Origin of the sequence: Pseudomonas borbori, assembly GCF_900115555.1 — a bacterium.
Lineage (GTDB): Bacteria > Pseudomonadota > Gammaproteobacteria > Pseudomonadales > Pseudomonadaceae > Aquipseudomonas > Aquipseudomonas borbori.
This window is the reverse complement of record NZ_FOWX01000021.1, coordinates 69,997-91,698: the sequence shown is the minus strand read 5'-3', so window position 1 is coordinate 91,698 and position 21,702 is coordinate 69,997. Positions and strand designations below refer to the sequence as shown.

The window sequence follows — 21,702 nt, the reverse complement described above, 5'->3', positions numbered from 1 at the left end:
CAGGCCCTTGCGGCGGCAGTATTCGCTCAGTTCGATCTCCGACAGGGCGGCGGTTTCCAGTACCACAGCGAATTTGGCTTCGGCTGGCCAGTCATCGGGCAACTTCTTGTCTCCTGGCACCACAGCTCCTTCTGCCTTGGCCTGTTTGCGCCAAGCATACAGGGTCACTTCGCTGATGCCTTCCTGGCGGGCCAACTCGGCCACGGACAGGTTCAGCGGCGGCAACAGCTTCTTCAACAGGGCGGCTTTACGTTCAGGTGAATAACGCGGCATTGCACAGCTCTTTCCGCCCCCGGCCTCGTTTTTTGATGAATCCGATCAGGCGACAACTATCCTGACACCGGGGGAGTGCGTTTAGCTTCGACCACAGCATTGAAGGTGCAATAAAAAACAACATCAATAAAATATGCCAGTGTGGGGTTAAAAATGCTTACATTGAGTCAGCCCACACAGAGTCCCAAATGGGTATAAAGGGAGTTTCTTACATAAATCTGGTTGGGTTTAAATAACGCAAGCACCTAACTAGTGGTTCAAATCGTTCGCTACGCTCACTGGGACGTGCTAAAGCCCGCCCCTTAACCAAACGTTAGAACACACACAGCTGCACCGAGCGGCTCCAAGGAAGATCGAATGCAAGGTCAATTCGTCGCAGGCGCGGTCATCTATGCAAAGGATATTGAGCGCGTGAGCCAGTTTTATTCCGAGCTTGCTGGTCTGCCAGTCGTCCAGCAAGAACCTGACTATGTGTTGCTTGAGTCTCCCAATTTTCAACTTTCAGTGGTAGCCATCGCTCCTGCAATCGCAGCTCAAATCACCATCTCATCACCACCAGAACGTCGAGAAAACACAGCAATCAAGCTTTGTTTGTCCGTTCAAAGTCTTATCGCTGCACGGGAAGTTGCTGTGCGGTTAGGTGGCAAACTGAATGGCCCAGAGCGTGAGTGGGAGTTTCAAGGAAATATGGTTTGTGATGGTCATGACCCTGAAGGCAATGTTCTTCAAGTTCGTGTCGGTGCATTCTAACAACTGGTTCAAATCGTTCGCTGCGCTCTCTGGGACGGGCTAAAGCCCGCCCCATAACCAAACGTTAGGCAGAAAAGGTCAGTAAAGTGTTCGATGACCCAAGAATAAAATCCGAGTGGCTTTCGCGAGAGCAAGAATTTCACTCCATATTCATTCGAGGCGGCAAGGTCTTTGTTATATATGCACTTACAGTATTAACACTAACTTTAGCAATCCCATCCATTAATAGATGGATGCACATAATACTTATAGTAAGCGCTGTTTTTGGGTCTTTCTTTACTTTACAATCAAAAGCCATGTACTAAGATGCCCCAAATGCAATCACACACCATTTTATCTTGGGCATAATATTCTCGCTTTTAGCATCACAAGGAAGAACTGCCTGTGGTGCGGTTACAAGCTAAAATGAGCGGAGATTTCTGCCTAACAATTGGTTCAAATCGTTCGCTTCGCTCACTGGGACGGGCTAAAGCCCGCCCCTTAACCAAACGTTAGGTATCAAGAAGCCGAGGAGCAGCAATGCCCAAAAAAACCAGTGTCGCATTGTGCATAGCATTCTTTGTCGGCATCTATTTCTTTATACAGCACACAGTTAAAATCGAAATGACCATGTTGGAGCAGTGGCCAGAATCAGTCTCAAAAAATAACTACTCTTACTGCAAGTCCAGCATGTATAAAGAATGCCACGCCGGCGAATGGATTGGATTTCTCGACTCAGAATTGCCACAGTTCTCAAAAGGCATTCACCCTCAAAGCGTATTTGATGTCCGGCATGTCTATTGCGAGCCAATAGGCGACCCACCATCAAGTCAAATGTACCGAATCATAAAAATTAATGACTCCGACACTCTTTATCTGTGCAGGCTTGATCAAGAGAAGAACATTTTAGAAAAGGCAAATAAAGCCATTGAGGCAGCTAAAACCTAACAACTGGTTCAAACCGTTCGCTGCGCTCACTGGGACGGGCTAAAGCCCGCCCCTTAACCAAACGTTAGCTCTTCATACCGGAAACCTGATGGCAGATATAAATAGGTACGAAAAAGAGCTTCATTACGAGAAAGCCAAGTCGTTACTAGCTAGCAACGATTTACAGGATTTACGATACGCCTGCTTAGAGTTGAGGTACTTCATTGAAGCTCACGCGTACCAGCAACTGCTAGCTGGAGCTGAAGACATACCAAAAACAGTAATAGAAACCTGGCAGCCGAATAAAGCAATAAAATTATTGTTAGCATTCGACGACCTCGCCGACAAGGACTTGCACCTAAGCATATCTGATGGAAATGGCGAGCCAATAGACACAATAACCTACAACAATATCCCAATAAAGGATCTAAACAAGCTGTATAACTCGCTAGGAAGTTATCTACATCTTCCAATGCCCAAGAAGCTTGCAAGCTATGCCATCAACAAAACACAAATCACTAAGATATTCGAGCAATTAGGCAAGTTGACCAAAGGGAATTTAATAGTAGTAAAAGGTAGTTATCAACACTTCCCATGCGAAGCTTGCGGTCAAAATATCGTATACACAACCCATTATGTTAACTCCAATGAATCAATTGAATGCCAAAACGACTCATGTCGCGTAACGCATGCGATTAAATCCTCCGAAGACCATGTTTCATTCGGGGCAAAGTACGTTTTTGAGTGCGGCGTTTGCCACAGCGAAGCATCAGTATTTTTCTCCAAAATAGAAGATGGCTACAAATTCAAATGCGATCACTGCAATACAGAATATACATTTGAGATGATTCTGAGGGGCATGCCCGTTGAAGAGCAAAGCTAACAACTGGTTCAAGCCGCTCGCTTCGCTCACTCGGGACCGGCTAAAGCCGGCCCCTTAAACAAACGTCATGTGTAATCAAGGATCGAGCATGGAATTTCAAACAATACCTATTTTGCGAATTTTCGATGAAGACAAAGCGAAAGAGTTTTACCTCGAATTTTTGGGTATGAATCTGGATTGGGAACACCGCTTTGAGCCGGGTTTTCCCATCTACATGCAGGTGTCAAAAGGAAATCTTGTCTTCCATCTCAGCGAACATTCGGGCGATTGCACGCCTGGCAGTAAGGTTTTTGTCAACGTAAGTGATCTTGAAGCGCTCTATCACGAGGTTACTTCCCGGCCGTATAAGTACAGTAAGCCGGCAATTGAGCAGGCTCCATGGGGTGATCGTTGCTTTACGGTAACAGACCCATTTTCAAACAGGGTGCTATTTAATGAGCCGGCAAACACATAACAACTGGCTCAAATCGTTCGTTTCGCTCACTGGGACGGCCTAAAGCCCGCCCCTTGGCCAAACGTTAGCCAAGCTCATTAGGGAAATTTTCAATGATTGAACCAACCACATTGATTACCTATATCGCAATCGTGTTTGGCTTTGTATTTATTCCAGGTCCTGCCACGCTTCTTACAGTCGCGCGAGCGACAAGTTCGGGGACAAAGATAGGTTTAGCAACTGGCGTAGGAGTTGCTGCGGGTGACGTAATCCACACTTTGATGGCAGTCATTGGTGTCTCGGCAATTATTGCCACTTCGGCAGTACTGTTTAGCATCGTGAAATATATTGGCGCAGCGTACCTAATTTACCTCGGCATTCGCGCATTAATGGACAGGAGGCCAACAGATTTGGGGGGCAGTATTATGCTGCCGTTCTCAGCGGACATTGCTTTTCGGCAAGCTATGCTTACCGAGGTTCTAAATCCTAAAACAGCACTGTTTTTCCTTGCATTTCTCCCCCAGTTCGTAACGCCAGAAAACGGATTTATCATGGTTCAGTTGACAATTCTAGGTATAATTTTTGTTCTGCTGGGCCTCATCAGTACGGTGTTTTTTGCTGTATGTGCGGGAAGTTTTGGTAACTTTCTTCGCCAGAACCCGGCGGTACTGAAATGGCAGGGAAATATTGTTGGAGCTGTCTACTGTTCCTTAGGCGTACGTCTGGCACTCCAAGAGCGCTGAGTCAATTACCGCCTTTAACTTGGGACATTTAAAGGCTGATAAGGTAAAGTGCTGCAATATTTCAAATTAACAATTAGTTCGTGGCTAACAAGTGCTTTAAACCGCTCGCTGCGCTCACTGGAACGGGCTAAAAACCGCCCTTGATCAAACGCTAAACGCACTAACAATCATGAGGGAGCATTGCAAACTAATGCGACAAGACCTGAGAGATAAAATTGTCGGTGTGTGCACGAAGAAAATACTTAGCAAGGGTGAGTCGGTTGGCGTTTCTTTTTACGCGTTCTTCGCCAATAAAAATGATGATCCAGAGCTGCTTATGCAAGCTGCAACATGGTGGATAAGAACCCACGAACTGGATCATTTCGAGAAAGCGACAAAAATAAAACTGATGATTGAATCAGGGCTTTAATGTATTCGGCCCATCGTCATGGCCATCACGCTGGCGCGGAGGCGCTCTAAATGGTTCGTCGGGTCGGCGTCCAGCTTGAACCAGAAGATAAACATCGAAAAATAATGGCCAATTGACGTCTAGGCAGCCCCTTTTGACCTCAACACTCGTGCTTCAAGGGAATGCCACGGGTTGATCGTTTCGTCCTGCCGGACGCCGGGGTCGCCCATTCGCCAGTCCGGCATCAAGTGCCAAAGGCCAGGTGTTGGATATGTGCACCGCGATGAACGGGAAGCAGAGCCCGCCGGCCTATCGAGATAGAACCTGCACTGCGCCGAGCGGTAGATCAGCAGGCCTGGGATATTGGCAGGGCTTGAGGGGAAACCTCGGACTCCGCCGCCGTTCGATGGCGCTTTCACTCAACCCGGATCTTGATCGGCATTGGCGGGGCGAGTTCATACAAATTCGGGTCGATTTCAGGCAAGCGTCGATATTCCCGCATGGTTTATGTTTGTAAGTCCTCCCGGACGATACAAATAATAAAACAGAGGGATGTATGACTATTCGCTTCAAACTGATCGCCGCCTTTATTGGCGTGACCTTGATTCCCGTCCTGATTATTACCCTGTTTGTCACCAGTCAGGCCATGCAGCGGGAGCGCGAGCTGTTCAATCAGAGCAGCGTCAAGCAGATTCATGAAGTGGATAATGCATTCTCTTTGTTCCTTGAAAGCGCCGCAGAAAACGTCTCGCTGTTGGCGCAGACCCGGCTGTTGAAGTCCGCCGACAGCAGCCTTCCCAGCTATATAGAAGCCTCGCAGGTAACGAAAATACGCCCCCCGGCCAGTGGCGCTGGCGTTGCGCTCTATGAGCTGTTCGAGCAGCTTGGCAAATCGCACCCCAGTTACGCCTATGTGTATGCGGCGACTGGCCAGGGGCATTATCTGCAATGGCCAGTGTCGGAAATTCGCGCCCACTACGATCCGCGCCAACGCCCTTGGTTCAAGGCCGCGCTTACGGGCAATGGCCAGCCTGTGCGCACTCAGGCTTACGAGTTCGCAGAAGATAACGCCGTGATCATTTCCACCGCGCAGACCTTTATCGATGCCGATGGCGGAACAGGTGTCATCTCTCTGGATGTCTCGCTGAACAAGTTGACCGAAGTGGTCAAGAATATTCGTTTTGGCAACAACGGTTATCTGTTGTTGGTGGAAAGTGACGGCACAGTATTGGCCGACCCCAGGCATCCCACATACGGTTTCAAAGCCTTGGCAAGCCTGGGTGATGGGTACAGGTTTCTCGCCAGCCAGCCGCCAGGTTTTTATGACGTGCAGCTGGATGGCAAAGACTACAACGCCAGTGTGTATAAGTCGCAAACCCTGGGCTGGACCTATATCGGCCTGATCGAGAGCAGCGAAATCAGCGCCGGCGCCTGGCATCTGGTGTGGGTGATCACGCTGCTCGGCGGTGTTCTGGTGGTGATTTTCGGACTGTGCGGCGTGGCACTGTCCAAAGTGCTGATTGCGCCGATCAACAATACCTCGGCGGGCTTGCGCGATATTGCCAGCGGCGAGGCCGACCTGACGCAACGTTTGCAGATCAGGGGCAATGACGAAACGACGCAAATGGCCAAGGGCTTCAATAGCTTTGTCGGCAGTATCCAGAACCTGATCAGGGAGATTCGCGCTTCCAGCCTGCAAGTCGAGCGGGAGGCCATGGATATCGGAGCCCAGGCCGACCAGCTCGACGACAGCGCACAACGCCAGTCGACGGCCGTGGACATGCTGTCTACTGCGTTCCATGAAATGGTCGCCACGGCCAATGAAGTGGCCATCAACTGCAACCGCGCCGCTGAAGCCGCTCAGCATGGCCAGGATCAGGCGCATAAAGGCCAGCAGATCATCGGCCTCATGGTCAGCCAGGTCGGCAGCCTGGGTGAGCGTATCCGCCAGGCAGCCGAGTCGATCAGGCAACTGGAGCAGAATAGCCAAGGCATCACCGCCATTCTCGACACCATCCGCGGGATTGCCGAGCAGACCAACCTGCTGGCGCTCAATGCCGCCATCGAGGCCGCGCGTGCAGGTGATCAAGGACGTGGTTTCGCCGTGGTGGCCGAGGAAGTTCGCGCCTTGGCCAAGCGAACCTCCGATTCGACCGAGCAGATCAACGCTTTGCTCGGCAAACTGGTCAGCAGCAGCCAGAGCGTGGCCCTGGAGATGCAGCACAGCCTGGCGCAATCAAACGACTCGGTGGCTTTTACCGCCCAGGTGGAGGAGGCATTTGCTGGCGTGCACGCGGCGGTCACGACGATCAAGGACATGAACACCCAGATTGCCACCGCGGCCGAGGAACAACATGCGGTGGCCGAAGACATCAACCGTTATATCACCGATATTCACAGCGATGCCGGTCGTATCAGCGAAGTGTCCAGCGTGTCCAAAACCAGCACGCACTCGCTGACGCAAATATCCAGTGAGTTGAACAAGCTGGTGGGGTGTTTCCGTACGGACTGATCGTCGGCAGGCTGCGCAGGGCGCAGGGCGCATTGCTGGCTGGGGGGGTGGTGCGCACGGCGCACCCTACTGAGCCGGTTGCGCAGCCGTTCTATGGGCTTCGGCCTGCCGCCCGCGGCCAAAGCTCGCGCCCGCACAAGGCCAGCAGCACCACCGCGCACATGCTGGCGAACGCCAGCCAGGCGTTGGGCCACAGCAGCGGCATGCCGAACAGGATCATGCTGTCATTGCCGCCGGGCACCAGCACGGCGCCAGCCCCCATCAGCAGGCCGCCGCAGAAGCAACGTGTCAGGGTTACGGGATCGGGCCAGCGCTGCTGCCAGAGCCCGGCCGTCCAGCCGCCGTACAGCGCACCGACGAACAATGCCGGCAGCAGCCAGCCGCGCAGGCCCAGGTGCATGAAGCGGCCGCTCGCCAGCTCCGCCAGCACATCGGTATAGGCCCAGGCGCCGAGATTGACGAACAACAACAGGAACACCAGGCCGATGACCAGGGTGGCCTGGTGCGGCGACCAGCTCCGCTTACCCTGGCGCCAGTGCCCGGCGGCGCGCCACACCAGCCAGGCCAGGCGCACCAGCAGCGCCGCGACGATCAGCGCCAGCCAGCCCAGGGGAATCGCCTGCAGCCACACCGGCAGCGCCAGCGGCATGGCCGCCGCGACGCCGACCCAGCGCGCCAGCACGCCGTAGCCGAGCAGGAAGCCCGGCGGCGTGGCCAGCCAGGCCCATTGCCCGGAGCCGACGCGCGCCACCACGGCAAACACGCAGCCGCCGTTGATCAGGGCGCCCAGCCCGAGCAGGGCCCCGCCGACTGCCGCATGCCAGTGCAACGGATAGCCCATCGGCAAGTGCGGCAGATGCCCCAGCGCACGCAGCACAACGAACCCGCCGAGCACCCACAACGAGGCTTCCAGCAACGCCCGCAGCCGCGTCCAGCGGCGCCGCTGGACCAGCTCTTCCAGGGCCGCCACCGTGCAGGTACCGCCGCGCTGGATGGCGTATCCCATCAACAGCGCCAATGCCACGCACGCCACTACGCTCACACTTTGCGCTCCTTCCTGGTTTTGCCAACCGCGCCTCGGCCAGGTTGCCGGCGGTGCGCAATCCGTTGCTCTGCCTGCGCTCCCGACCTCTCAGCACATTCGATCGCCAAGCGCTCGCCGCGTTACAGCGCCGATCCCCAACCTGTGACCAAGACGAGGCGGGGCGTCCGCTGGCGCACCCGCGGCTTCGATCATGGCCACGCCGACTGGGGCCGGCAGCGGCGAAGCCTCGCCATCACCCAGGCTGATAGTGCTTGAGGCCCACCCCTGCCCCGCCCTCAGAGGCTGTGAGCGGTTGGGGCCTGGTCTTTTGCTGCTGCTCGCTGCCGGATAATCAACCCGGCAGCCTCAAACTCTTCGCATATCGATAGGGCGCCAGGAAATGGCCAGCCCTTGACGACTGGAGTTTGCCGCTGCGCCTTATCCCATAACAGCGCGCGGTGCCGCCGGGAAGCCATTGATGCAAACGCCGAGCGGATTGCGTTTCTGTCGATCCGGGCGCGGTATGCCTGCTCACCGCTACCCCGTGCGCTGGCCGTGGGTTCGACCGCAAGCCAGTTTTCGGGCACGATCAGACCTCCCGGGCCAAGTGGCTCATTTCCAGGAGAGGATTCATGATCAAGGTAAGCGTGATGTACGCGAACAAGCCAGGCGCTCGGTTCGACCATGCGTACTACCGAGACAAGCACATGCCGCTGGTGCAGGCCCGGATGGGGGATAGCTGCAAGTTTTACACGGTGGACAAAGGGCTGGCTGGTGGCGGCCCAGGCGAGCCCGCAACCTACGTTGGCATGTGCCACATCTACTGTGACTCTATAGAAGCCTTTCAGACCGGCTTTGCTCCTCACGCGCAGGAAATCATGGCCGACATTGCCAACTACACGGACCAGACGCCGATCATTCAGTTCAGCGAGGTTGTTGTCGGCCAATCCTGAGCCCTCGTGAAGCACGAGTCGTGTCGGAGGGCATTTACCAAGACCCGCGCTCGCAATGCGGCAGCGGCTCGCCGTAGCGCTCCACTGCAATAATTCTTTCAGGGCCCGACGACCGAGCTTCGCCGGGTCGGCGCGGCTCCGCTTTCGACCTGCGACCTGTAGCGAGTCGCCAGCATCCGCAGTATGGTCGGTGCTGGTTTACCCAAGGACGAACCATGGCCAACAAAGCCCACCCCGCGCGCCAGCAGCAACTGCTGGCGGTGCTGATCGACGCCGACAACGCCTCCGCCGCTATCGTCGAAGGCCTGTTCGAGGAAATCGCCAAGTTCGGCGTCGCCAGCGTCAAGCGCATTTACGGCGACTGGACCCAGCCCAACCTCGGCAGCTGGAAGAAGGTGCTGCTGGATTACTCGATCCAGCCGGTCCAGCAGTTCGCCTACACCCGCGGCAAGAACGCCACCGACAGCGCGCTGATCATCGACGCCATGGACCTGCTCTACACCCGGCGTTTCGATGGTTTCTGCCTGGTCTCCAGCGACAGCGACTTCACCCGCCTGGCCGCCCGCCTGCGCGAGGAAGGCCTGACCGTCTATGGCTTCGGCGAGGAGAAAACGCCCAAGCCCTTCGTCTCGGCCTGCGACAAGTTCATCTACACCGAAATCCTCCGCGCCGACGCGGGCGAAGCCCAGGCCGAGCCGGTCGCTAGCGACGACAAACCCCAGCCAAGCGCGAAAAACGAGCAACCCGACGAACCGCTCAAGACGCCCGACAAACCCAAGGCGCAGAAGGTGCCGGTGGACTTTATCGCCAAGGTCATCGAAGACATCGACGACGAGGACGGCTGGGTGCAACTCGGCCTGCTTGGCTCGAATATCAGCAAGCTGCGCCCGGCGTTCGATGCGCGGCTGTATGGGTTCAAGAAGCTCAGCGATTTGATCAAGGGCCATCCCAAGCGCTTCGAGTTGCAGGTGCGCGGGAGCAGTGCGACGGGGGGAGAGGCGTTGTATGTGAGGAATCGGAAGGTGGGGAAATAGCCCCACGCTCATTGGGCTAGAGCTCTTACAGTTACTGGTTTTATGCAGATTCGGGTGTTTCTGCAACTGGCAGCATGTTGGCCTCTCGAAGCGTTAGCGCCCATTTTTCCCATGTAAAAAAAGCACTCGGATGGCGAATGAACAGCATCTCAAAAGGCTGGGTTTCGAGTTGGATGGTCAGCAGCAAAGGGCGGTTCTTGCCTACCGCGGGGAGCCTGCTGCGGCGAAATTGGATATGTTGCTCTGCCAGCAGCTCAAGCAAGGCCCTGATTTTTCGCGACTCCAGGCCATATACGATGCATCTTTGGGCCTGCACGACTTTTGTGATTTGTAAGAACTCACTCCAGCCTTGCGTGTAGTCGTTGTGCGTTGGGCGTTCTTTAAGCGATTCAAGTAGCCGGGGCACGAGGTTGTGGTAAATCACGCCTGTCCAGAGGTCTGTGCGTTCCAGCAGGTTTGGGCGATTCTTCTTGAAAACCGCCCGCTCGAAATTCCTGAGATAGCGACTTTTGAATTTCGCCAGAATCCCGTGATTGATGTGCCGACTCCTGAGGCTGTTCCTGTCGAGAATTCTTTGCCGACTTGGCTCTCCGTCGTACAGATAGATGCTCTCGCCAAGAATGATCGTCTTGCACGCAGACTCCTGGTAGCGGCTCCCCACCCATGGGAGCCATTTGAGCTCTAAGCCCGCGAAGTCGTTATCGAAGGAGTGGTCAAGGTAACCGTCAGTTGCGCTGCTCATTTTGCGTCCTCCGCTGCTTGACACCTGGCTGCAAGCGCCTCACCTCGGCCATCGGCCAACCAGAAAATACAAGCCTTCGATTTTGCAGGTGTTACGAAACCGTCACGGCTATCTGCCATCTCACAACCTGTGCGGTAGATGATGAGGTCGTCCAGCAGGCTCATCAGCAGCGGTTTGAAGCCGCAGGCTCGAAGATGCTCATAGTCATGGTCGCTGAGAAACAACGAGACCGCCTCTAGCAGGCCGTTGGCAATACTGCGTTAAAAACGGCCTCGGTAAGCCGCTTGCGGCTAACGCGCTTCAACGCGGCCGCCTAGGCACGGCCCGGAGGGCGAGCGGAGCGAGTAAACCATTAATCACACACAACGCAAAAGCGGCGGGTACATGCAGCCCCCCAATGACCCGTAGGCAGCCGATGGGTATCGCTGCGCTCAACCGCATCCTACGTCGCTTGCAGCTATCACGGTGACGGGGCAGGACGCGAAACCAAGCGGCGCATACCTCTCGCGAACGGCTTGCCAAACGCCACGCAGGCCGACACTTGAGCTACCGTTGGTCAACAAATCTGTTCAAAAAGTGAACAAGTTCTCAATTTGGCGCTCTGAACCCCGTGAGTGATCGAGTGCCCCACCTCGCTTTTCCCGCAATTCCCCGGAAGCAAAACCCTCTTATGTGCATTAGCGCACGGGGGATTTTTATGTTCAAAAATTGGAGGACAGCCAATGTCTAGCCATTCGTTGCAGAGCGTCGAGCGCATCCAGCTCCCTCTCCGAGCCCAGCGTCAGCCGCAGCAGAAACCCTTCTGGCGGCGCTTGCTCGCCATCGCCGCACCCTCGCCGCGCAGCTGGCATGGCGGACTCAAGCTCAGGGGCTACAAGCAGTTATCCAACGCCACGCCGATTGCCCCGGTCGCGGTCGGCCACCTACAGCTGGCGATCCCGCTGCAGCGGGGTCGCAGATGTGCCCAGGCCTGCGTGGAGCCGGGGCAGTATGTACGCAAGGGCGAGGTGATCGGCATCGGCGATGGCAACATCCCATGGGTGCATGCCAGCACCTCCGGCACTGTGGCACAGGTCGGCCTCGCCTTCGCGGCCGACTCGGCCGAGCAGGTCATGGCCGTCATTCTGAACGCAGACGGTCTGGACGAGTGGATCGAACGCCCCGTTCTGGGAGCTCCGCAAACGCCCGAGGCGCTGGTCGAACGGGCCTTGCAGATGGGCATAGTTGGCCTGGGCGGCGCGGGTTTTCCGACGGCCCTTAAGCTGGCCGGCGCCCAGCAGCCCGACCTGCTGCTGATCAACGGTGCCGAATGTGAACCCTTCCTGACCTGCGATGACCGTCTCATGCGCGAACGCGCCGAGGCGTTGATCGAGACTGCCGACTACCTCGCCAGCCTGCTGGGGATAAGCCTGACCCGCTTCGGTATCGAAACCAACAAACCCGAGGCGATGACCGCACTGCGTGCCGCCGCCCGCCAGGCGCGCACCCGGGTCGAGATCTGTCCGCTACCGGCGCGTTACCCGGCCGGGGGCCAACCGCTGATGATCAAGAGCCTTAGCGGCCGCAACCTGGCGCCGGGCACCCTGCCCGCCGATATCGGGGTGCTGGCGCTGAATGTCGCGACGCTTTACGCACTGGGACGCGCCGTGTTCCACGCCGAACCGCTGATATCACGCGTGCTGACGCTGACCGGGGGCTGTGAGCACCCCGGCAATGTCGAGGTTCCGCTTGGCTATCCGGTCAGTGAGCTGCGCAAGATTGCCGGTGCCGATCCCGCGGGCCAACTTACCCAGGTCGGCGGGCCGATGATGGGACAGCCGCTGCCGGACCCCGCCGCGGTCATCAGCAAGACCAGCAGCTGCCTGATCTTTGCCGCCGAGCGCTACCTGCCGGCAGCCGAACCTGCGGGCAGCTGCATCCGTTGTACACGCTGCGTCGATGTCTGCCCGATGTCGTTGCGACCGCTGGATCTCTACAGCGCAGCCGAGCGCAAGGACCACGCGACCTTGCAGACACTGCGCCTGGATGCCTGCATCGAGTGCGGCAGCTGCAGCAGCACCTGCCCCAGCAACCTGCCGCTGCGCGAGCGCTTTCGCCAGAGCAAGACGGAGCTGCGCCCATGAGCCTGATACATAGTCCTGCCCCGCAGCGGCTCAGAACGCTGATGCTGCTGGTCAGCCTGTGCCTGCTGCCGGGCACCGTCCTGTATGCCTGGCAATTCGGCGTCGTGGTCTGGCTGCAGACCTTCTGGTGCGTGCTGCTGGCCTTGGGTTTCGAAGCCGGCCTGCTGCGTCTGCGCGGACGCAATGTGCGCGAGGGCTTAAGCGACCTGAGCTGGCTGGTGTTGGGCCTGATTCTGGCCCGGGCGCTGCCGCTGCTGGTGCCGCTGTGGATGATCGCCCTGGCCAGCTTTGCCGCCGTCGTCCTGTGTAAACACGGCAGTGGCGGCCTTGGCCGCAACCGGCTCAACCCCGCCATGGTGGGCCTGGGGATCATCGCCATCTGTTTCTACCAGCTGCTGTATCCCGCCCCATCGAACCATGCGCCCTGGACGCTCGCCCTGAGCGCGGAACAGGTGCTTCTGCAGCAGTTGCAACTGGCGCCCCGCCTCGCATTCGACGCCTTCGCCGGCGCCACCCAGCTGACCCTGGACCAATTCAACCCGATCACCCCCAATCTGTCGGGGCTCGGCTATATAGCCGGCGGCCTGGTGCTGGGCGTATTGAAGGTAATCCGCATCGAGATCCCCCTGGCGATGCTCGCCAGCGCCGCCTTGCTGTGTCTGGCAACTGGCCATAGCCCGCAGGAAAGCCTGTACAACCTCAGTCTCGGCGGTTTCCTGTTCACCGCCTTTTTCATCGCCACCGATCCGGTCACCAGTCCCGATACGCCTGCCGGCCGCGTCCTGTTCGGCGCGATCATTGGCCTGCTGACCGAATTGATCCGCGAATTCGGGCTGTATGCCGATGGCCTCTGCTTCGCCGTGTTGGCCGCCAACCTGCTGGTGCCGCAGATCGATCGGCTGGCGCTATGCATACAACGCCCCTGGTACGGCGAACGCCCTGCATTGAAACTGCACGGGACCGGCGCGGTGTCGGGCTAACAGGGGCAGCCAGTGGCCGGTGCCTGCTCGAGGCCGGCCGTAGCCTTGGCCGCCTATGTCGGCTTGAACACCCGATACAGGCGCCCCAGCGCCGTCACCCCGAGCAGCACCAGCGCGCCGGCCAGCACGCCCAGCAGCATGTCCAGCAGGGTCGGGGCAAGCGCCGCCAGCACGCCGCCGAGTACGGGAACTGCCTGCAAGCCGTGGGCAACCCCTTCGATCAGTTCGTGAGCGGCCGGGATGCCGTGACTGAGGATGCCGCCGCCGACCATGAACATGGCCAGGGTGCCGATCACCGACAGGCTCTTCATCAGGTAGGGCGCGGCGCCGAGGATGCCGGCACCGATACTGCGCTGCAGACGCCCGCCCAGGCCGCTGCCGGTGCGTTGGGAGAGGTACAGGCCGCCGTCGTCGAGCTTGACGATGCCGGCCACCAGCCCATAGACGCCGACGGTCATCAGCAGGGCGATGCCGGCGAGTACGGCGAGCTGGATGCCCAGGGTCTGGCCGGTCACGGTGCCGAGGCTGATGACGATGATTTCCGCCGAGAGAATGAAATCGGTACGCACCGCGCCCTTGATCTTGTCGCGCTCGAAGGCGACCAGATCGACCGTGGGGTTGACCAGGGCGGCCGTCAGCTCGGCTTTGTGTGCCTGCACCTCGGCCGGGCTGTGCAGCAACTTGTGCGCCAGCTTCTCGCAGCCTTCGTAACAGAGAAAAGCGCCGCCGAGCATCAGCAGCGGGGTGACCGCCCAGGGCGCCAGCAGGATGATGACCAGCGCCGCCGGCACCAGAATCAGCTTGTTCAGCAGCGAGCCCTTGGCCACCGCCCAGACCACCGGCAGCTCGCGCTCGGCCTTGACCCCCGAGACCTGCTGGGCATTCAGGGCCAGGTCGTCGCCGAGCACGCCGGCGGTCTTCTTCGCCGCGACCTTGGTCATCAACGCCACGTCGTCGAGCATGCTGGCGATATCGTCAAGCAGGGCTAACAGGCTGGCTCCGGCCACGGGCATATTCCTCGACAAGCAGATTCTGAAGGGCGCGCTCGCTAGCGCCACCCAATTTCGGGGAGACGTAGTAGATCAGTTCTGCAGGCTGGCTGGGAATGGCAAATAGGCAAATCCGGTCAATCACGTCTAGACGGTGGTGGTAGTCACCAGGCGGCGACACTGCATCGACGAGTTGGACAAGGGTCTGTTGTTAAAGTATCGAACGCCGCAGCGAGTCCGCCTCCAAGCGTTCGCGGCAAGGCACGCTGCGTGAAAAATGGGGGAGTTAGTGAGCTAAATGACTCCCATTTTTCACGCAGCGCAACACCGCAGCGGGCGAATATCCGCCCCTCACCGTCGCCCGCCATGTCGCCAAGTCTGGCTAACGCGCCTGGAGGCTGAGTCTCTGCTCTTGCTCCAGACTAATTGCCGGGGCATCCGCTTGCCGGCTGGAAGCCTCCTTGATGTAACTGACGGTCTGAGTCGTCGGAATCTCCAGATGGGCACTATGACTGTATGGCCAGGAGTGGATGGCGCCATCCAGGACCTGATTGTGCGGTGGCGATGCCAGCTCCTCGAGGTGGCTGATAATGTCGTCGGGTTTGAGCACCAGCACGTCAGAGTTCAGGCTGTCGAGAATGTTCTCGGCCGTATTACCGAGCAAGGCTCCTGACAGGCCACTGCGGGCGACGCTGCCGATCACGGTAAGTGTCACCCGCAGCCGCTCGGCGACAGACGGGATCAGGGCTTCGGCTGGACCTTCTTCGATATGCAGGCGTTCGTCGCCGACCTCGTATTCGGCTTGCAGCGCCCTGCAGTGCTCCAGGTACATCGCGCGGATGCTATCGCTGAGGTGGTAGACGGGATCGGCAGATAACTGTTCGGCACAGGGGTGAGCGGACATTATGTGCAGGGTGCCGCCAATCATTTGGGCAATGTCGTAGCCATGCCCGACAATACCGGCATGCAGAAGCCGGTGATTGACATCGTTATTACCGGCGTCGATGGCCGCGAGAATCACGCCACCCTGCCAGGACTCGGTACTTTTGACGATCAACACCGGGCAGGGACAGAAACGTAAAAGCTTCCAGTCTTCGGAAGGGAGAAAAGTCTTGAGCAAGGGGTTGTCAGGCAAATGTTGCTTGATCACCAGGCCGCATTCCTGCTCCTGTTGCACGGCGATGATGGTCTTGTGCAGGCTGTCCTTCCATGCCTGCTGTGAGCTGACGCTGAAACCTTTGTGACGCAGGGAATCCTCGGTTGCCTGCAGATTCGATGATGAGTGGTTTTTCTTGTTACATGCCAGCAAGTGCAAGTGCGATGAGGTAGCACTGGCGATCAGCGTGGCTCTATCAAGCAGTAGAGCATCAGGCTGCTGTGCATCCATCACCACTAGCGTGTTGCGAATGGTTTGCATAACTAGCGTCCTATGCGTGAGTGCGATAGGAAGCGGCTGCGTCTTTGAACATAGGCAAGCGACAGCTGAAATCGAACTCTGCTGACTCAGATCGCTGATTGACGATTACTACGAGTTGGCCCAGGCAATCGAGCTACTGCTGCTGATCGCTGCTGCAATTATTAGAACGGCCTCTTCACCTAAACGGTACAGAGAATTAGTCATGAGCAATGAGATGAGCAAACCTTGGGTCATCGATCCTGGCAGGCGTCGAGACGAGGGAGCGCACGCAGTGGAGATAACGCCATACAAAAAAACAAAGGGTTAATTATCAAATGCCATTACCACTCCTAAAACCACGCCAAGCACTGGCGAGGTCTTCGAGTGATGATGGCGATTTACCCTTTTGTTTCGGCGTTTCTGACTATTCCCTAGCGATACAGGCCAAATTGTAGTTCGTTCAACTCAACGCAAATTGTGAGCGCTGCATCAGCGCCTGCCAAGGCCGCCAGTCGTCTGGATTAAGCCGATTCGCGCTTATCTCAAGGCCAATTGGATATATCCAAAGCCGCAGCCATCGCCTGCCGCAGGAGCGCACAGCGTTGACATCAGGAGCGATCGCCTCAACCGGCAGTCATTTCAGGCAGCGATTTGACCAGCCCCCTGCGGCTCAGGGCGTGGCCAGCCGGATATCGAAGCCGCTCTTGGCCTCGCTGACGATGCGCAGGTGCTGGCTTTCACCCTCTTCTACCCGCACCGCCAGTTCGCGGCGCAAGCGGCCCTTGCCGCAGAGGCTGTCGTCAGCCCGGTCGATGCCGATGCCGACCACCCGATTGCCTGGCGGCACATGCAGGCGCACCTGTTCGCCGATGCCGATGCGCGCCGCCACCTGGCGATCGACCAGCACCGCCACATAGCAGCCGCCGCCGAGCATGCCCAGGTCGCGGTCGACCACGACCAGCCCGCTGCCCGCCACCGGCTGCTGATAGGCCAGCAGCCGCTCGGCGGGCACCGCGGTGACTTTCTCCGGGTCGGCCTGAAAGGACGAACAACCGGCCAACGCCAGCAGGGGCAGTACTGCACAAATCAGTCGCATGGGAATCCTTCACGGGTGGATTATCGAAGCCGGTTCAGTATTGACGGTGCGGCGGCTGCGCTCAAGTAAAGCAGGCGGAGCCGGATTCTGCCGTCGGCTCGCGCCTTGGCTGTGCCGGGCGCGGCCTTGTCCGCGACCAGAAGGCGATCCCTTGTGCGCCGGCTTTTGTAGGATGTGGCGGGCCGCGTTGGTTGAGCGCAGCGATACCCATCGCTAACCCATAGATCACGCCCCTGGCCGGCAATGGCTAACAGCAGCAACTACACAGCTGTCGCGGGTGTGGGTCGATACTCGCGTTGATGGGTATCGCTGCGCTCAACGCCATCCTACAGAAGCGCCCTGACTCGGCCTCCCATCCCCTGCTCGTTGCAAAGCGAGCGGCACGCTGATATCTGTATATGCAAACAGTATCCGGTTTCCCCATGCAGCCTCTGCTCGACCCCAGCCTGTATTACCTATCCAATTTCCACAAAGCCCTGGCCTGGTTGCGGGAGCGTCACCACGACCTGCTGCTGGCCGAGGAGCAGGCGTTCCTGAGCCGTTTCGGCGAACTGGCGCTGCCCAGTCAGGCGCTGCTGGTACGCATGATCATGCGCAAGGGCGCGCACTTTCGCGCCAGCAAGCTGGCCTACGCGGAGATCGGTTGCCCGCGCCAGGCCGCCCGGGCGCTGCTCGAGGCCGGCTGGATCCGGCATGACGCCGAGCTGGCGCTGGCGGAGCTGTTCGGCCTGCTGCGCAAGGAGGAGCTGCTCGAGGCCTTCGATGCGCGCGCGCACAAAGCCCTGAAGAAACCCGAGTTGCTCGCTCAGCTGGGCGCCGAGCACAGCCAGCCGCGCCCCTTCGCCGCCTGGTGTCCGCGGCTGGACGAGCAAGTGTACAGCCTGGCCATCGAACCGCTGTGCGAGCGCCTGCGCCTGATGTTTTTCGGCAACCTGCAGCAGGACTGGTCGGAGTTCGTCCTCGCCGATCTCGGCATCTTCCGCTACGAGCCGGTCGCCCTGAGTGCCGACTCGCGGGTATTCCGCCGGCGCCAAGAGGTGGACTGCTACCTGGCGCTGCAACGCTGCCGCGAACGTGGCGAGGCCGGCGAGCCGATCGCCGCGGTGCTGCAACAGATCGCCGCGCTGGACTACGCCACGCCCTTTCTCGCCATGCGCCGGGCCAAGCTGCTGTTTCGCCTGGGCCAGCAGCTGGAACGCGCCGGCGAGCTGGAACACGCCCTGGCCTGCTATGTCGACTGCCCGTTTGCCGGCGCCCGCCTGCGCCGCATCCGCGTGCTGGAACGCCTGGGCCGTGCCGCCGAGGCCCACGCCCTGGCCAGCCAGGCGGCCGCGGCGCCGGAAAACCAGGCCGAGGCGCAGGGGCTGGAGCGCATGCTGCCGCGCCTCGGCCGCCAGCTCGGCCTGGCCCAACCGGCCAAGCCGAAGGTGCCCGCTCCGGCCCGCCTCGACCTGTGCCTGCCACGGCCCGCCGCGCACAGCGTCGAATACGCGGTCAAGCTGCACCTGAGCGAGCCGGACGCGCCTGTGCACTATGTCGAGAACAGCCTGGTCTGCAGTCTGTTCGGCCTGCTCTGCTGGCCGGCGATCTTCGCCCCGCTGCCGGGCGCCTTCTGCCATCCGTTCCAGAGCGGCCCGCTGGATCTGCTCAGCGCCGACTTCCAGGCGCGCCGCGCCGCGCTGTTCGGCGCCTGCCTGGCGCAGCTGGATTCGGACGCTTACAAGCGCACCATCCACCAGACCTATGCCGCCAAGTACGGTATCCAGTCGCCCTTCGTGTTCTGGGCCGTGCTCGACCCGGAGCTGCTGGAACAGGCCCTCGACTGCCTGCCGGCCGCGCACCTGCGGGCCTGGTTCGAGCGGCTGCTGGGCGATATCAAGGCCAACCGCGCCGGCATGCCCGACCTGATCCAGTTCTGGCCGGCGCAGCAGCGTTACCGGATGATCGAGGTCAAGGGCCCCGGCGACCGCCTGCAGGACAACCAGCGCCGCTGGCTGGCGTTCTGCGCCGAGCATGGCATGCCGGTGGACGTCTGCTACGTGCAGTGGGCCGACGCATGAAACCAGGGCTCATGAACTATCAGGTCGCGGTGCGCGCGCTGTGCGAATTCACCGCCAAGGTCGGCGACCTGGATCTGCGCTTCACCCCCTCGCCGACCGCCCAGGAGGGCATGGCCGGCCACGCCATCGTGGTCGCCCGGCGCGGCCCGGGCTACCAGGCCGAGCTGCCGCTCGCCGGCGACTACCAGGGCCTGCAGGTGCGCGGCCGGGCCGACGGCTATGCCCCGGACGACAACCGCCTGGAAGAGATCAAGACCCACCGCGGCGACATCGCCCGCATCCCGGAAAACCACCGGCTGCTGCATTGGGCCCAGGCCAAGGTCTACGGCTGGCTGCTGTGTCAGCAACGCGGCCTGGCCGAGATCGACCTGGCGGTGGTCTATTTCAACGTCCTCAGCCAGCACGAAACCGCCTTCCATCAGCGCTGCGGTGCCGAGGAGCTGCGTGAATTCTTCGAGCTGCAGTGCAGCCGCTTCATCGCCTGGGCCGAACAGGAACGCGCACATCGCCGGCTGCGCGACCAGGCACTGCAGCGCCTGCGCTTTCCCCACCCGCAGTTTCGCAGCGGCCAGCGCCAGTTGGCCGAGTCGGTGTACCGCGCCGCCCGCGACGGCCACAGCCTGATGGCCCAGGCCACCACCGGCATCGGCAAGACCCTCGGCACCCTGTTTCCACAGCTCAAGGCCTTCCCCGAGCAGGCGCTGGATCGCCTGTTCTTCCTCACCGCCAAGACCCCCGGCCGGCGCCTGGCGCTGGACGCCCTGGCGACCCTGCGCAGCCAGGAAGCCGCGATGCCGCTGCGGGTGCTCGAACACGTCGCCCGCGACAAAGCCTGTGAACACCCGGACAAGGCCTGCCACGGCGATTCCTGCCCGCTGGCCAAGGGCTTCTACGACCGTCTGCCAGCCGCCCGCCAGGCCGCGCTGGAGCGCCAGTGGCTGAACCAGGACAGCGTGCGTGAAACCGCGCTGGCGCATCGGATCTGCCCCTACTACCTGAGCCAGGAACTGTGCCGCTGGGCCGACGTGGTGGTCTGCGACTACAACTACTACTTCGACATGGGCGGTCTGCTGCACGGCCTGACCCTGCTCAACGAGTGGCGCGTGACCCTGCTGGTGGACGAGGCGCATAACCTGATCGAACGCGGCCGCGGCATGTACACCGCCGAACTCGAGCAGACCCGCTTCGAGGCCGTCAGACGCATCGCCCCGCCGGTGATGAAGGGTCCGCTGGAACGGGTCAACCGCCACTGGCAACAGCTGCAGCGCGATCAGCAAGCGGCCTACCAGGTCTATCCCGCCGCCCCGGACCTGTTCATCATGGCCCTGCACAAGGCCGTCAGCACCCTCACCGATCACCTCAGCGAGCAGCCGGCGGGCAACGCCGCCGAGTTGCTGCACTTCTACCTGGACGCCATGCTGTTCTGTCGCCTCGCCGAGGCCTTCGACAGCCATTCGCTGTTCGACATCAGCCGCGCCGACAGCCCCGGCGGGCCAGCGACCTCGACCCTGTGCATCCGCAATATAGTGCCGGCGCCCTTCCTCGCCCCGCGTTTCGCCGCCGCCCACAGCTGCACGCTGTTCTCCGCGACCCTGAGCCCGGCGCACTTCTACGCCGACCTGCTCGGCCTGCCGCAGCAGACGCCGTGGATCGATGTCGAGTCGCCGTTCAGCGCCGCGCAATTGCAGGTGCAGGCGGTCAGCAACCTGTCGACCCGCTTCGCCCACCGCGACTACTCGCTGGCGCCGATCGCCGCACTGATGGCGCGCCAGTTCGCCGCACGGCCGGGCAACTACCTGGCCTTCTTCAGCAGCTACGCCTACCTGCGCCTGGTGCTCGATGAATTCCGCGCCGCCCACCCGCAGATCCCGATCTGGCAACAGTCGCGGCAGATGGACGAAGGCCAGCGCCAGGCCTTTCTCGAGCGCTTCAGCAGCGCCAGTCAGGGCATCGGTTTCGCCGTGCTCGGCGGCGCGTTCGGCGAAGGCATCGACCTGCCCGGCGAACGCCTGATCGGCGCCTTCATCGCCACCCTCGGCCTGCCGCAGATCAACCCGGTCAACGAGGAAATCAAGCAGCGCATGCAGGGCATGTTCGGCAACCACCTGGGCTACGACTACACCTACCTCTACCCCGGCCTGCAGAAAGTCGTGCAGGCCGCCGGGCGGGTGATCCGCACCCAGGACGACCAGGGCGTGGTCTACCTGATCGACGACCGCTTCAACCAGCCGGCCATCCGCCGCCTGCTGCCGACCTGGTGGCAAGTCGAGCGTTGCCGCCTGCCGCTGCTGGGCGAATCACAGACATCAAGCAGGGTCAACGCCAGGGAGCTAAGGCCGCCGTTTTCATGGCCCCGCTGAACCGCAGCTGCCGCGCATGCCTGAGCGCTATCGTGGTGACGCGGAACAGCGAGGCAA

Annotated in this window: 18 protein-coding genes and 3 pseudogenes; 14 read left to right on the top strand and 7 right to left on the bottom strand. The window is 59.9% G+C overall.

Annotated elements, in window-relative coordinates; all coding sequences use genetic code 11:
* Positions 1–273, bottom strand: a 273-nt coding sequence (locus BM315_RS15905; protein WP_141123962.1) for a transposase, incomplete at its 3' end; no start/stop codon positions are given.
* 357 nt (positions 274–630) lie between these two features.
* Between BM315_RS15905 and BM315_RS24365 the strand changes: the two genes are divergently transcribed.
* The 8 genes and pseudogenes from BM315_RS24365 to BM315_RS25520 all read left to right on the top strand — a co-directional run.
* Positions 631–1,023, top strand: a complete 393-nt coding sequence (locus tag BM315_RS24365) for a VOC family protein (protein ID WP_141123961.1) — start codon at positions 631–633, stop codon at positions 1,021–1,023.
* 519 nt (positions 1,024–1,542) lie between these two features.
* Positions 1,543–1,950, top strand: coding sequence for a hypothetical protein (locus tag BM315_RS15900; RefSeq protein ID WP_090502704.1), 408 nt, complete (start codon positions 1,543–1,545; stop codon positions 1,948–1,950).
* A gap of 88 nt (positions 1,951–2,038) precedes the next feature.
* The gene (locus BM315_RS24360) at positions 2,039–2,812 is read left to right on the top strand and encodes a hypothetical protein (RefSeq protein ID WP_141123960.1); all 774 of its coding nucleotides are present in this window, start codon (positions 2,039–2,041) and stop codon (positions 2,810–2,812) included.
* 88 nt (positions 2,813–2,900) lie between these two features.
* Complete coding sequence (locus tag BM315_RS15895) at positions 2,901–3,266, top strand: glyoxalase superfamily protein (protein ID WP_090502702.1); 366 nt, start codon at positions 2,901–2,903, stop codon at positions 3,264–3,266.
* Positions 3,267–3,358: 92 nt separating this feature from the next.
* Complete coding sequence (locus BM315_RS15890; protein WP_090502700.1) at positions 3,359–3,988, top strand: LysE family translocator; 630 nt, start codon at positions 3,359–3,361, stop codon at positions 3,986–3,988.
* Between the two features lie 190 nt (positions 3,989–4,178).
* Positions 4,179–4,397, top strand: a complete 219-nt coding sequence (locus tag BM315_RS15885) for a DUF6500 family protein (protein ID WP_090502698.1) — start codon at positions 4,179–4,181, stop codon at positions 4,395–4,397.
* A 535-nt stretch (positions 4,398–4,932) separates the two neighbouring features.
* Positions 4,933–6,027, top strand: a pseudogene (locus BM315_RS25525) (cache domain-containing sensor histidine kinase); the annotation flags it as partial.
* Positions 6,001–6,763: pseudogene (locus BM315_RS25520) on the top strand (methyl-accepting chemotaxis protein); the annotation flags it as partial. The pseudogenes BM315_RS25525 and BM315_RS25520, both read left to right, overlap by 27 nt.
* Positions 6,764–6,979: 216 nt before the next feature.
* Here the strand turns inward: BM315_RS25520 and BM315_RS15875 are convergent.
* Positions 6,980–7,930: a YeeE/YedE thiosulfate transporter family protein gene (locus BM315_RS15875; RefSeq protein WP_090502694.1), complete on the bottom strand. Its 951-nt coding sequence runs from the start codon at positions 7,928–7,930 to the stop codon at positions 6,980–6,982.
* A 614-nt stretch (positions 7,931–8,544) separates the two neighbouring features.
* On the opposite strand from BM315_RS15875, the gene BM315_RS15870 reads away from it, so the two are divergent.
* Entirely contained in the window at positions 8,545–8,865 is a 321-nt protein-coding gene (locus BM315_RS15870; protein ID WP_090502692.1) for an EthD family reductase, read from the top strand.
* A gap of 215 nt (positions 8,866–9,080) precedes the next feature.
* Complete coding sequence (locus tag BM315_RS15865; protein WP_090502690.1) at positions 9,081–9,899, top strand: NYN domain-containing protein; 819 nt, start codon at positions 9,081–9,083, stop codon at positions 9,897–9,899.
* Positions 9,900–9,939: 40 nt separating this feature from the next.
* On the opposite strand, the gene BM315_RS15860 is transcribed toward BM315_RS15865, so the two are convergent.
* Together BM315_RS15860 and BM315_RS15855 are read right to left on the bottom strand one after the other, a co-directional pair.
* Positions 9,940–10,641 (bottom strand): hypothetical protein, encoded by a 702-nt coding sequence (locus BM315_RS15860; RefSeq protein WP_090502689.1) that lies wholly within the window; start codon positions 10,639–10,641, stop codon positions 9,940–9,942.
* Positions 10,638–10,865: a hypothetical protein gene (locus BM315_RS15855; RefSeq protein WP_090502686.1), complete on the bottom strand. Its 228-nt coding sequence runs from the start codon at positions 10,863–10,865 to the stop codon at positions 10,638–10,640. Before BM315_RS15855 ends, BM315_RS15860 begins: the two co-directional genes overlap by 4 nt.
* A gap of 498 nt (positions 10,866–11,363) precedes the next feature.
* Here BM315_RS15855 and rsxC point away from each other — a divergent pair, with 498 nt between their 5' ends.
* Positions 11,364–12,764 (top strand): electron transport complex subunit RsxC, encoded by a 1,401-nt coding sequence (rsxC, locus tag BM315_RS15850; protein WP_090502684.1) that lies wholly within the window; start codon positions 11,364–11,366, stop codon positions 12,762–12,764.
* Entirely contained in the window at positions 12,761–13,744 is a 984-nt protein-coding gene (locus tag BM315_RS15845; RefSeq protein WP_090502682.1) for an RnfABCDGE type electron transport complex subunit D, read from the top strand. Before rsxC ends, BM315_RS15845 begins: the two co-directional genes overlap by 4 nt.
* A gap of 53 nt (positions 13,745–13,797) precedes the next feature.
* On the opposite strand, the gene BM315_RS15840 is transcribed toward BM315_RS15845, so the two are convergent.
* The 3 genes and pseudogenes from BM315_RS15840 to BM315_RS15830 form a co-directional block, all read right to left on the bottom strand.
* Entirely contained in the window at positions 13,798–14,751 is a 954-nt protein-coding gene (locus tag BM315_RS15840; RefSeq protein WP_090502680.1) for a DUF808 domain-containing protein, read from the bottom strand.
* A gap of 544 nt (positions 14,752–15,295) precedes the next feature.
* Positions 15,296–16,150 (bottom strand): annotated as a pseudogene (locus BM315_RS15835) (universal stress protein); the annotation flags it as partial.
* Between the two features lie 649 nt (positions 16,151–16,799).
* On the bottom strand, positions 16,800–17,225 hold the full coding sequence (locus BM315_RS15830) for a 3-isopropylmalate dehydratase (RefSeq protein ID WP_090502676.1): 426 nt from the start codon (positions 17,223–17,225) through the stop codon (positions 16,800–16,802).
* A 398-nt stretch (positions 17,226–17,623) separates the two neighbouring features.
* On the opposite strand from BM315_RS15830, the gene BM315_RS15825 reads away from it, so the two are divergent.
* Both BM315_RS15825 and BM315_RS15820 read left to right on the top strand, forming a co-directional pair.
* A complete protein-coding gene (locus BM315_RS15825) occupies positions 17,624–19,285 on the top strand; it encodes a VRR-NUC domain-containing protein (protein ID WP_244527314.1) in 1,662 nt (553 codons plus the stop codon).
* 11 nt (positions 19,286–19,296) lie between these two features.
* The gene (locus tag BM315_RS15820) at positions 19,297–21,645 is read left to right on the top strand and encodes an ATP-dependent DNA helicase (RefSeq protein ID WP_090502672.1); all 2,349 of its coding nucleotides are present in this window, start codon (positions 19,297–19,299) and stop codon (positions 21,643–21,645) included.
* The last annotated feature ends 57 nt before the right edge of the window (positions 21,646–21,702 follow it).